Annotated in this window: 6 protein-coding genes; 3 read left to right on the top strand and 3 right to left on the bottom strand. The window is 69.1% G+C overall.

Features of this window, described 5'->3' with window-relative positions; genetic code table 11:
• Nucleotide 1 precedes the first annotated feature (1 nt).
• The gene (locus LuPra_RS06995) at nucleotides 2-1,894 is read right to left on the bottom strand and encodes an outer membrane protein assembly factor BamB family protein (protein ID WP_162271313.1); all 1,893 of its coding nucleotides are present in this window, start codon (nucleotides 1,892-1,894) and stop codon (nucleotides 2-4) included.
• Between the two features lie 315 nt (nucleotides 1,895-2,209).
• On the opposite strand from LuPra_RS06995, the gene LuPra_RS07000 reads away from it, so the two are divergent.
• Nucleotides 2,210-6,598 carry a BACON domain-containing protein gene (locus tag LuPra_RS07000; protein ID WP_234800909.1) on the top strand — a complete coding sequence of 1,463 codons (4,389 nt, stop codon included), beginning with the start codon at nucleotides 2,210-2,212 and terminating at the stop codon, nucleotides 6,596-6,598.
• A 187-nt stretch (nucleotides 6,599-6,785) separates the two neighbouring features.
• On the top strand, nucleotides 6,786-8,633 hold the full coding sequence (locus tag LuPra_RS07005) for a MutS-related protein (protein WP_157898842.1): 1,848 nt from the start codon (nucleotides 6,786-6,788) through the stop codon (nucleotides 8,631-8,633).
• A 209-nt stretch (nucleotides 8,634-8,842) separates the two neighbouring features.
• On the opposite strand, the gene LuPra_RS33640 is transcribed toward LuPra_RS07005, so the two are convergent.
• Nucleotides 8,843-9,340 (bottom strand): GlsB/YeaQ/YmgE family stress response membrane protein, encoded by a 498-nt coding sequence (locus tag LuPra_RS33640; RefSeq protein ID WP_237050853.1) that lies wholly within the window; start codon nucleotides 9,338-9,340, stop codon nucleotides 8,843-8,845.
• Between LuPra_RS33640 and LuPra_RS07015 the strand changes: the two genes are divergently transcribed.
• Nucleotides 9,324-9,905, top strand: coding sequence for a LamG domain-containing protein (locus tag LuPra_RS07015; protein WP_157898843.1), 582 nt, complete (start codon nucleotides 9,324-9,326; stop codon nucleotides 9,903-9,905). The two genes, LuPra_RS33640 and LuPra_RS07015, sit on opposite strands and share 17 nt — an antisense overlap.
• 63 nt (nucleotides 9,906-9,968) lie before the next feature.
• Here the strand turns inward: LuPra_RS07015 and ligD are convergent, their stop codons facing one another.
• The gene (ligD, locus tag LuPra_RS07020; protein ID WP_110170090.1) at nucleotides 9,969-12,095 is read right to left on the bottom strand and encodes a DNA ligase D; all 2,127 of its coding nucleotides are present in this window, start codon (nucleotides 12,093-12,095) and stop codon (nucleotides 9,969-9,971) included.
• Nucleotides 12,096-12,323: the final 228 nt, after the last annotated feature.

The following is a 12,323-nucleotide window of genomic DNA, read 5'->3' on the forward strand; positions in this document are numbered from 1 at the left end:
TCTATTTCGGCAGCGCGTAGGCGACCAGTCCGGTCGGGCCGGTGTGCGGCGTCGGAATCGCGGCCGGTCCCGTCGGCTGCGCAGCCGATGCCGTGATCAGCAGGTACTGCCGCCCCCCCAGTTCATACATCGACGGCCCGCCACTCGTCGGACCCCCGAGAGGAAACGTCGCCAGCTCCTTGCCATCGCCGCTGTCGTACACGTGCACCTTGCGGTCGGCAGCGGTGGCAAACAACAGCCCGGTGCCGGTCACGATCAACCCGCCCTTCACCGTTGCCGCCGACCCGGTGCCCTTGATGCCGATCGGCAGCAATCGCAGGTCGTCTCCAAGGCCCTTCTGCCAGGCGATGGCGCCCGTGTTCAGGTCGTAGGCCGTCAGGGTCGTATAGGGCGGCTTGATGATCGTCGGGTAGAGCCCGAAACCGTCGGTCACCGGATACCCCTCACGGACGATTTCCTCGGGCGCGCCAGCGCGCGCCGGTCGCTTCTCACCCGGCTTCAGCAGGCGGAGGATTGTCGGCACGTTGAAGCCAATCACGTACACGTGTCCGTCAGTCGGATTGGCCGCCGTGCTGCCCCAGTTCGATCCGCCCTGGTTGCCCGGCATGTGCACGACTTCCTCGAAGCCGATCGGCGTGAACGGCCCTTCGTTGCGCGCCTTGGCGACGCGCTGCCGGAACTGGTCACGTTCTTCGGCGGTGAGGATGTAGGGATTGAGGTCGTCGACCGTGAACGACTGGCGCGCGAACGGCGCTGGCTTGGTCGGAAACGGCTGCGTCGGCGACAGCTTCTCGCCCGGTACCGTCGTGCCCTGCGGCACCGGACGCTCCTCGATCGGCCAGATCGGCTTGCCGGTCGCGCGATCGAACACGTACAGATACCCGGTCTTGCTGGCCTGTGCGACGACGTCGACGGAGCGGCCGTCGTGACGCACGGTCGTCAGCTGCGGCGCGGAGTTGTTGTCCACGTCCCAGATGTCGTGATGCACGGTCTGGAAGTGCCAGACGCGCTTGCCGGTGCGCGCGTCGAGCGCGATCAAGCTGTCGGAGTAGAGGTTGTCGCCGTGCCGGTAGCCGCCGTAGAAATTGTGCTTGGCGCTGCCCGTGGGCACGTACACGATGCCGCGCGTGACGTCCACCGAGGACTCGGCCCAGTTGTTCGCGCCGCCCACGGTCGCGCGTGCGTTGGCCGGCCAGGTGTCGGCACCTTCGTCGCCGGTTCGTGGCACGGTGCGGAACGACCACACCATCGCGCCGGTGCGCACGTCGAAGGCCCGGATGTCACCCGGCGCCGACGCGTACTCGCGGTTGGTCGCCGATCCGAGGATCAGCAGGTTCTCGAACACACGGCCTGGCAGGCGGCTCTGCTGCTCGACCTTCGCCGGGTCGCGGTCCAGTCCTTCACGCAGATCGACCACACCATCCTTGCCGAAGGTGGGAATGGGTTTGCCCGTCTTCGCGTCGAGGGCACGCAGCATGTTCAACGTGCTGAACAGCAGGCGCTGGTCGCTCCCGTCGGCACTCTCCCAGTAGTTCACCCCGCGGATCGCGAACGCCTTGAACTCGGCTGACGCCCAGAGTTCCTTGCCGGTGGCCGCGTCCACCGCGACGAGCGCGTTGCCGCGCGCCCGCGTGTAGATCACGCCGCGTACCACCAGCGGGTTGAAATCGGTGTCGCCGTCGGCGTAGCTCCACGCCACCTGCAGCTTGCCGACATTGCGCTTCGTGATCTGTGTCGCCGCGACGAACCGGGAGCTGTCCGGCCCACCCGCGTAGTCGCGCCACTCACGCGGCGTCGGCGTCGCACTCGACACCTGCGCGACTGCCGCAGCCACCAGCGCGGCCAGCGCCACGCCACCCGTCACACCCTGCCAGGACTTCACCAGCGACTGCATGCCAAGCATCAATGCGTTCTCCCAGGTTCGAAAGAGGGCAAGTGTATCCCCCCTCGAGGAGGGAGGACGGAGGACGGAGGACGGAGGACGGAGGAAGCACGGAGGACGGAGGACGGAGGAGGGAGGAGGGAGGAGGGAGGAGGGAGAGGGAGGACGGAACATGGTGCCCGGTGCGCGCGCGGTACTCGGGATTCGGGACGGAGATTGATTGGGCGACGCGGCGATGCGGTGCCTGGCGCCCGGTACCCGGTACCCGGTACCCGGAACCCGGGGGGTGAACCGTCCCGGCAGCGAGGTGGAGTACGGTTGGCATGGGTGGGCGTCGATTCCCTGGTCGTGGCGTGCTGGCTAGTTGCTCGAGTCGCCGAGTGGCGGCGGATCGGCCGGCCTGCGGCGTGCCGGGTGGTGTTGACGCTGCTGCTGCTGGCGTTGGCCGCGCCAGCGACGGCGCAGCCTGGAGCAGCACGACCCGGCGACGACGGGCGCGTGGCTCGGCTGACGGCCGGGGCGCCCTCCGACACGGCCAGTGCCACGGCCATCGCCGGTTGGCGTCAGCGCGTACGCGTCGATCCCACGATCCGGCTCATCGTCCTGCTGGCGACGGCGGATCCGACCGCTCCCGCCCTAAATGCTGCTGCGCGCGCAGCCAACGCGGGCGCGCTCGGGCGCGTCGTCGCTCGCCTGGGCCCGCACGTCCGCGCGGCTCGTACGTTGTCGACCCTGCCCCTTGCCGCCCTTGACGTCGATGCCGACGGACTGGAGACGCTCCTGGCCGATCCGTCGGTGGCGACAGTAGAAGAAGACCAGGCGCTGCAGCGCGCGCTGGCGCAGAGCGTGCCACTGGTGCAGGCCGATCGCGTCTGGGCGCAGGGCTACCGCGGGTTCGGATGGGCCGTCGCGGTCCTGGACGATGGCCTGGACACGGGGCATCCCGCATTCGGCGGGCGAGTGGTCGCCGAAGCCTGTTATTCCGGCCACGGGAGTCCCGGCAGCAGTATCTGTCCTGGTGGCGTGTTCGCGTCCACCGCAGCGGGATCGGCCGCCCCCTGCCCCGGATGCACGCACGGCACGCACGTCGCCGGCATCGCGGCCGGATCGACAGGTGTCGCACCCGAGTCGTCGGTGATCGCGATGCAGGTGTTCTCGAGCGACGGGCTCGCGTACTTCAGCGACATCCTGCACGCGATCGATCGCGTGCTCGTGCTCGCGAATACGTACCACGTGGCGGCACTCAACCTGAGCCTCGGCAACGGCACCACGCATTTCGGTACCTGCGACGACACGTCGCCGTCGGTGTTCACCGCCTTCGTGTCATTGCGCGCCGTCGGGATTGCGCCTGTCGTCGCCTCCGGCAACACGGGCACGGCCACCGGTCTCGAGTTCCCGGCGTGCCTGTCGAACGCGGTGAGCGTCGGGAGCACATCGAAGGCCGACGTCGTCGAGGCGTACAGCGACGCCTCCAGCCAATTGCAGTTGCTCGCGCCGGGTGGCGCCATCACGGCCCCCGTATCCGGCGGCGGTTACGCGACCAAGAGCGGCACGTCCATGGCCGCGCCTCACGTGGCGGGCGCGTGGGCCCTGCTGCGGCAGCGGGTACCGGCGGCCTCAGTGAGCACCATCCTGGCCGCGCTGAGCACGACCGGGGTCTGGATCACCGATGCACGCACTGGGGCGCTGTTCCCGCGGATCCGCATCGCCGACGCTGCCGAAGCGATCGCGACCCTCGGCATCAGTCCGACAACCTGGGCGCCGTTGGCGACTGGCGGCACCCAGGCGGTGGTCGTCACGAGCGCGCCCGCGGCTGCCTCGTGGTCGGCATCGACCGATGCTGCGTGGCTGTCGGTGAGCCCCGCATCGGGCGTCGGGAGCGGCAGCACGACGTTGACGGCGACCGCGCACACGACGTCGGCCCTGCCGCGCACGGCGACAGCGACCATCGCCGGCCACAGCGTCGCCGTGACGCAATCGGGCGCGACGCCCACCTTGACTTTATCGGCGACCACCTGGGAGATCGGACCGGCCGCCGCGACGCGTATGCTGACACTGACCAGTTCGCTGCCGGACGCCACCTGGTCGGCCACGAGTTCGCAGCCCTGGCTCACCGTCGTCCCGGCCGCCGGCACGGGAAGCGCGACGCTGGGCGTTTCCGTCTCGGCTCACACGTCGTCGGTATCTCCACGCACCGCCGCGATCACCGTTGCCGGCCAGACGTTCACGGTCATGCAGGCGGGCGCCACGCCGTCGATCACGGCGGGCCCGACGGCGGTGACGATCGCCGCCGCCGGCGGCACGGCCCCCGTCGCGTTGAACGTTTCGCCCTCCGACGCACCGTGGACGGCGTCCGCGGATGCGTCCTGGCTGGTTCTCGACCGCGTCAGCGGTGCAGGCGACGCCACCATCACCATCACCGCGGGGCCGCACTCGGGGTCGGCGTTCTCGCGGACCGGCACGGTCACGATCGGCGGTCAGGCCGTCACCGTGAAGCAGGCAGGGGCGACGCCTTCGTTCATGGCGACGCCCTCGAGCGTCGATCTGTCCGCGGCCGGAGGCGCCGTGACGATCACGCTCACGAGCACGCTTCCCGACGCTTCGTGGACGGCGTCCTCGACGACGCCGTGGCTTGCCGTGCAGCCGCAGTCCGGCATCGGCTCGACGATCGTCACCGTCACTGTAGCGCCGCACACGCTGGTGCAGTCACGCAGCGGGACGGTCTCGGTTGCTGGCCAGGTCGTGACACTCAGCCAACAGGGTGCGCCAAGCGTGTTCACCGCGTCACCGCTGTCGTTGGATGTCCCAGTCGGTGGCGCACTCGCCTCCGTGGTCCTCACGACAACGGCCACGAATGCGCCATGGACCGCGGTCAGCGACGTCGCGTGGCTCTCCGTCACGCCCACGAGCGGTCACGGCAGTGCGACCCTGGACGTCGCGGTCGACGCTACGACCCCTGCGCAACCGCGCACCGGGACCATCACTGTCGCCGGTCACGTGATCACCGTGATGCAGGGCGGTGGCGCCCCCGCTGCCAGTATCACGGAGACCGCGTGGATCGCGCCGATCACCGGCGGCACGCGTGCGCTCGCGCTCGATGTGTCCGGTTCGACGGGGTCATGGACGGCAACAAGCGACGCGGCATGGCTGACGGTGAGCCCCGTGCACGGCACCGGCGACAGCGACGTCCTGATCGCGGCGCTTCCGTCCGGCAGCAATGGCGCTGGACTGCCGTCGTTCGCGCTGCCATCGACCATCCCAACGACGACCGCGGTGGTCGTGGTCTCGCAACCGTTCGACGGCGGCATCCGGACGGGAACCCTGGTCTTCACGCCGCATCCGCCCACGACCCTGTATACGCGCTACCTGGCCGAGGGCGCATCGTCGGCGTTTTTCGACACGTGCCTTGCGCTCCTCAACCCGGGCACCGTTGCAACGACCGCCACGCTGTCATTCCTGCGCTCCGGGCGAGAGCCGCTCGAGGTCCAGGTGGACGTGCCCGCGGGCACGCGGCGGACGGTGTGGCCTCGCGATCACCTCGGCCCTGGTGATGCGCAGTTCTCGACGATCGTGTCCGCATCGCAGCCGCTCGTGGTCGACCGCACGATGACGTGGGATGGGTCCGGCTATGGCGCACACGCCGAGACGGCCACGACCGAGCCTTCACCACGCTGGTACTTTGCCGAGGGAGCCACGCACAGCGGCTTCGCGCTGTTCTACCTGCTGCAGAATCCCGGCGACGCGACCGTCACCGCCCGCGTGCGCTACCTGCGCGCCGGCGCGCCGCCGATCGAGAAGACGTACACGCTCGCGCCACGATCGCGCACGAACATCTGGGCCAACCTCGAGGAGTTTCCCGGGCTCGGGCGGGCCCTGGCGTCGACCGAAGTGAGTGCCGTGATCGAGACGACGGGTGGCGAACCGATCATCGCCGAACGTGCGATGTATCGCTCGACGACGGGCCGGCTGTTCGACGCGGGACACGAGAGCATGGGCGTCAGGGCACCGTCGACGCGCTGGTTCCTGGCCGAGGGACGCACCGGTCCGTTCTTCGACGAGTTCATCCTGCTTGCCAACCCGGCCGACGTCGACGCGTCCGTGCGGATCACGTACCTGCTCGACGACGGCAGGACGTACGTGCGGACGCTTGTGGCACCCGCGGCTGCGAGAACGAGCCTCTGGGTGGATCACGAGACGATCGACGGTGTGGCAGGCGAGCCCCTGGCCGATGTCGCGCTGTCGGCGACCGTGGAGTCACTCAACGGCGTGCCCCTCATGGTGGAGCGCGCGATGTGGTGGCCTGGCGACGGCTCGACCTGGCACGAAGCACATGCGTCGGCAGGCGCCGTCGAGACCGGCGTGATGTGGGCGATGGCGGAGGGCGAGGTTGGTGGCGACCGTGCGGCGCAGACGTACGTGCTCATGGCGAACACCTCGACGTTCGAGGGGCGTGCTCGCGTGACGCTGTTGTTCGAGGATGGCCAGTCGGCGAGTCGGATTTACGGACTGCCGGCGTCGTCGCGCACCAACGCCGCGATCGGCCCGGACTTCGGCGCCGTGGTCGACCGGCGAAGGTTCGGCGTCATCGTCGAGGCGCTGGGCACTGACGAGGCCGCGCCGGTCCCGAGAATCGTCGTCGAGCGCGCGATGTACTCAGACGCCAACGGCGTGGCCCTCGCTGCAGGCACCAACGCGCTCGCGACCAGGCTGAGGTAGTGAGGGCTCATGGCTATGGCGTATGGCTTCGGGCTTACGTTCAAGCCTCAAGCCTCAAGCCTCAAGCCTCAAGCCTCAAGTCTCAAGTCCCAGGTCTCAAGCACTTACCTGAGACATGAGACGTGAGACGTGAGACGGCTTGAGACATGACAGACTCGGGTCTGAAGCCGCAGGTTAGAGTGGACGCGTGACCGGACCTGCCGCGCCGCCCGCGATGCCGTCGCCTGACGCTGTCTACCGGGCCCGGGTGACGCAGTACGAGGCGGTGGCCGACGCTGCGGACGAGCGATCGCGTTGGCACTCACGCGCGCGCTTGGTGGTCGTCACGATCGCGGTGGCGGCGCTCGTCGTGCTCGTGCGATCGCCACTCGCGTCCAGCGCTGCGCTGCTGGGCTTCAGCGTCATCGTGTTCGCGTGGCTCGTGGTGCGGCACGACCGTATCGAGCGTCGCCGCGACGCGGCCCTCGCGATGGTGTCCCTCAACAGGCATGCGCTCGCTCGCCGGGCCCGGTCGTGGCACGACCTGCCCGCGCCGTGGCAGCCTGCGGTGCCCGACGATCACCCCTTCGCTGCCGACCTCGACATCTTTGGTCACGCCTCGCTGGTGCAGGTCATCGGGCCCGTGCGAACACCCACGGGCCGGCGTTCGCTCGCCGAGTGGCTGCTCCACGGCGGTGCCTCGCCACTCGAGGCGATTCACGACCGCCAGGCAGCGGTACGCGAACTGGTGCCGGCGCTCGACTTCAGGCAGCAGTTGTCCGCGCTTGCGCGCCTCCTGCCGGAGGCCACGGGCAGCGGCGGCGACCACGAACTGCCGGCGGCCGTGCACTGGGCCGAGGCGCGCAACGGGCTCGGTGGGCGTGGGTGGGTATCGGTCATGGCGGTGGTGCTCGGCGTGGCCACCGTGACTGGCGCCATCGGCGCCTACATCGGCGTGGTGACCGGCTCGTGGTGGCTGCTGACGGGACTGCTCGGCTGGGTGCTGCGCTGGTGGGTCCACGAACCGCTGGAGCACGCCGTCGGCGGGGCGTCAGGGGAGCACGGGCTTCGACCGTGGGCTGCCGTGATCGGGCATGTCCACGCGGCCCGATTCGCGTCGCCGTTGCTCGCTGCCGCGCGTGCCGACATCGACGCCGCACCGGCGGCGCTGCGCCAGCTCGAGCAACTCGTGGCGCTCTCCGACGTCCGGCACACGGCCTGGCTGTTCGTGCCGCTGCATACGCTGACGTCGTGGGACCTCCACGTCTGGTGGCTCATCGAGCGCTGGCGCCAGCGACACGGCGCCGACGTCCGCCGCTGGCTCGAGGCGGTCGGCCGCATCGATGCGGCCGGTGGTCTGGCCGCGCTCGCGTTCGATCAACCGCAGTGGACGTTCCCGCTCGTCGATCCGACGACGGGGGTGATCGAAGGGGCGGATGTCGGCCACCCGCTGCTGGCCGATGCCGTCCGTGTCCCCAACGACGTGCAGCTCGGCCCGCCCGGACGCTTCCTGCTCATCACCGGATCCAACATGTCGGGCAAGAGCACGCTGCTCCGCGCCATCGGCCTGAATGTCGTCCTCGCCCACGCGGGTGGTCCCACGTGCACGACGGCGTTCCGTGTGCCGCGGCTAACGCTTCACACGAGCATGCGCGTGTCCGACTCGCTCGAACTCGGACTCTCGCTGTTCATGGCGTCGCTGGTGCGACTGCAACAGATCGTGCATGCCGCGCGCATCGCCACGGCCGACCGGCGCGTCTGCTTCCTGCTCGACGAGGTGCTGCAGGGCACCAACAGCGCCGAGCGTCAGATTGCGGTGCGGACGGTGGTCGACCACCTGCTCGGGTGCGAGGCGATCGGCGCGGTGACCACGCACGATCTGGAACTCGCGCGCGACGCGGGGTTCACCGCGCACGCCGACAGCTTCCACCTGCAGGAGACGCTTGCCGGCAGCGGGCCGACCATCTCGATGACCTTCGACTATCGTCTGCGGCCAGGGCCCGCGCAGGCCGGCAACGCGCTGCAACTGCTGCGCATGCTCGGCCTCGCCGAGTAGATGGCCCGAAACCCAGCAGGCTTGCAGAGTGTTCGATACTGAGCCACTTTTGTCGGGATTGCGCACATCACGCGAAGGGCCGGGGACGACAAAGGGCCAGAGCCCGCGGACCCTGGCCTGTGCCAGTGGTGCGCGAACTCCGGCCACTGTCTGCTGCCTGTCCGCCGAAGCCTTGGCAAAGACGTGAAAAGATGCAGCCCTGCAGTATTTCACGTCGTGATGCGCCGGCCTCCCGTCGCCATGCGATAGATCGCGAGCAGCACAATGGCGCCGAGCAATGACATCACGAAGCCTGCCGGGTCATTCTGGCCGTACAAGCCCATCACCTGGCCGAGGAAACCGCCAAGCAGCGAGCCGACGATGCCGATCAGCATGGTCACGATGATGCCGCCCGGATCTCGCCCAGGCATCACCAGTTTGGCCAACGCACCGATCACCAACCCGAACACGATCCAGCCAAGAATGCCCATAGCACGCCCCTCCTCAATGCAGGTCGCCGGCAGCGACGTGCTGCGCGTTGACCGATCTGTCGGCGGATCCGTATTGCACGGACCGATCCACCATAATGCCGCGATGCGGACCACCTCGACGATTGCCGGCTCCACGTGCACCGCGCTGGCCGCCCTGGCCCTTGGTGTTTCGCTGCTGGCAGCAGAGTTGTCCGCCTTCGCCTTGGCGGACGCGGAACAGGTGACCAGCAGGCCCACCTTCGCACCACAGTCGCTCGACAAGGAATGGACGCTCGACGGCACCGGCATCTGGGCCCTGCGCGATGGCCTGCTCGCCCTCGTCACGGCCGGCAAGCCCGGCGGACCGATCCGCCGCCCGTCTGCCGTGGCTCTCGTCAACGGTCCCAACCTCACGGATACGACCTTCGAAGTGGAGGTTCGCTCCACCGCCGCGCTGCCACCGGTCACGCCACGCCGCGACGCGCTCCTGGTCGCGGCCTACCAGTCGCCGACGCGGTTCTACTACGTGCACCTGTCGGCCGCGCGAGACGATGTCCACAACGGCATCTTCCTGGTGAACGACGCCGATCGGCGCCGCATCGACTCGCGTTCGGAGATCGCGCCGCTGGTGGATCAGGAGTGGCACCGCGTACGACTCGTGCGGACTGCTGCGACGGGTCGTCTCGAGGTCCATGTCGACGAGCGGACCGAGCCGATCATGATCGCCACCGACAAGACGTTGGGATGGGGCCGGGTCGGCGTCGGGTCGTTCGACGACACCGCCGAGTTCCGCCACGTTGTCGTCACCGGCACGAAGAAATAGGGCGGACGCCGACGGGCTCGTGTCGCGCCGACTTGGGCGCCGAAGCCGTGGCGGAGGCGCCCGTCAGCCGCCGAGGCGACCGATGACGGCGCGGAGGTCGACAGGGGTGCCGCGCAGGATCGGGTTCCACAGATCGCCGGTGGTCTCGAACCGCGTGAACGCGTTCTCGAGCGTGAAGTCCTCGGGCCGGATGTCCTGGTCGAGTTCATCCCACTGCAGCGGCGTCGAGACGCCGGCAAACTGGCTCGCGCGGGCGCTGTAGGCGCAGGCCAGTGTCTTGCCCTCGATGTTCTGCAGGTAGTCCACGTAGACGGTGCGTCCGCGCCGGGCGACCGCCCGCTCCACGGTCGCGACCTTGGGATGCTGCGACGCGACCGCGGTGGCGATGATCTGGCACAGCAGCTGGCCGGACTGGTAAGACGTGCCTTCCGCCAACGGGATGTAGATGTGCAGGCCTGACGACCCCGACGTCTTGAGCGCCGCCGGGACGTCGAGCATTACGAGCGCCTCGCGGACCCAGCGCGCCACGTCGCGCACCTGCGCGAAAGGCACGCCCGGCATCGGGTCGAGATCGATCGCCACGAAATCGGCCGCCGCGGGCGAGGCCGCCCGAGAGAACCACGGGTCGAGCGAGATGGCGCCGAGTTGCGCCACGTACAACAGCGTCAGCAACGATCCGCCGATGAGCCGCGGCATCGGCCCGTCGTCGTCCTCGTCGCCTTCGACGACCTGCACGTTGACGCCCGCCGGGACGGTGTCGGGTGCGCGCTGCTGGTAGAACGCCTTGCCGAGCACGCCGTTCGGATAGCGCTTCATGACCAGTGGGCGATCAGCAATCACCGGCAACAGCCATGGCGAGATGCGCGCGTAGTACCGCAGCAGGTTACCCTTGGTCAGGCCCGACGCTGGCCAGAAGACCTTCTTCGGGTTCGTGACCTCCAGCACGCCGTCAGGCAGCGTCAGAGAGCCGTCGCGCCCGGCGTCCTCGAGTAACTGGAGCTGTTCGACGATGGCGGTGATGGGAAGGTAGGGACGCCTCTCCGAGGCGTCCATGTCCACACCTGCGCCCTCCAGGGAGGATTCGCGCATCGTCGCCCTTGGTCGGGGCTGTTGCGCTGGACGGCTCGGAGAGCCGTCCCTACCTGTCGGATCGACCGCGTCAGGGCCGACGTCGTCACGCAGCCCGAGGAAGACCGGATGACGCAGTCGCCCCTCAGGCGTCCACTCGCTGAACCGCACCTCGCAGAGCAGTCTGGGATCCACCCAGTGCTGTCCGCGGGCGCGCGGGGCATCGACGAACGGCGACGTGGTCCGTGCCAGCGGTCGCAGCCGCAGGAGGAGATCCGAGATGGCCGCGTCGCTGAACCCGCCACCGACGTTGCCCGCGTAGCACAGCGTCGCGTCGCTGCCCTTCGCAGGGCGCGCCGGCTTGCCGCGCGCATCGGTGAAGCGTCCGACCATCAGGGCGCCGAACCCGGATCGCGTCCCCTTCGGGTCGGTCCAGCCGCCGATCACCAGCGTCGCCGTCTTGTGCAGCTTGACCTTCCGCCATGTCCGCGAGCGCACGCCGGACAGGTACGGCGCGTCCGCATCCTTGACGATCAGTCCCTCCCAACCCTCCCGTTTGGCCTGTGCCAGCACGTTCCTGCCGTGTCCGGCGACGTAGAGGCCTTCACGCAGGCGCTCGCTGGTGCGCACGTGCAGCAGGTACTCCAGCCTGGCGCGGCGTGCAGCCAGGGGCAGTGGACGGAGATCCTCGACCCCCTCGCGCAAGAGGTCGAACACTACCAGGGCCGTCGGCACCGTCGCCGACCGGGCGTCGATGTCCATCGCGCCCTTGAGGTGCATGCGGGATTGCAGCGCGGTGAAGGACGCCGGTTGTCCCCGGGCGTCAAGGGCGACGACTTCGCCGTCGAGGATCACCGTCCCGGACAACTGCGCTGCCAGTTCGCGCAGGGCGCGGACGATCTCGGGAAACTGCGTGGCCTTGTCGTTGCCGTTGCGCGACAACAGGCGGACCCGCGCGCTCGGATGGGCCGGTTCGACGATGACGATGGCGCGGATGCCGTCGAACTTCTGTTCGTAGAGCATCGATGAGTTGTCGAGGTTAAGGGCGTCCAACTCACACGGGGTGGCCAGCATCGGCGCGGGGGGCGCCTCGTCACGCCAGAGCTGGACCGTACGGGCCATGGGGCGTAATCATCGGGGTGTCGACGACCGATAGCAAGGATCCGGGTACCGGGTACCGGGTGCCGGGTACCGGGTAACGGGTAACGGGGCACCCGGAGCCGGAACGGGGAGTCCGGTAGGGCCGGCTCTCCGAGCCCGGCCAAGGGCATCGGCTAACCGGTCACCAGGCGTAGGCGTCGACCTTCAGGTCGACGCGATGAGCGCGTGTCAGGCGGCAGGCCACAAGTT

It is taken from the genome of Luteitalea pratensis, assembly GCF_001618865.1.
Lineage (GTDB): Bacteria > Acidobacteriota > Vicinamibacteria > Vicinamibacterales > Vicinamibacteraceae > Luteitalea > Luteitalea pratensis.

What these genes read in the sequence shown, in the direction of transcription:
- LuPra_RS06995 (WP_162271313.1), bottom strand. Translation starts at nt 1,894, where the DNA reads ATGCAGTCGCTGGTGAAGTCCTGGCAGGGTGTGACGGGTGGCGTGGCG.
- ligD (WP_110170090.1), bottom strand. Translation starts at nt 12,095, where the DNA reads ATGGCCCGTACGGTCCAGCTCTGGCGTGACGAGGCGCCCCCCGCGCCG.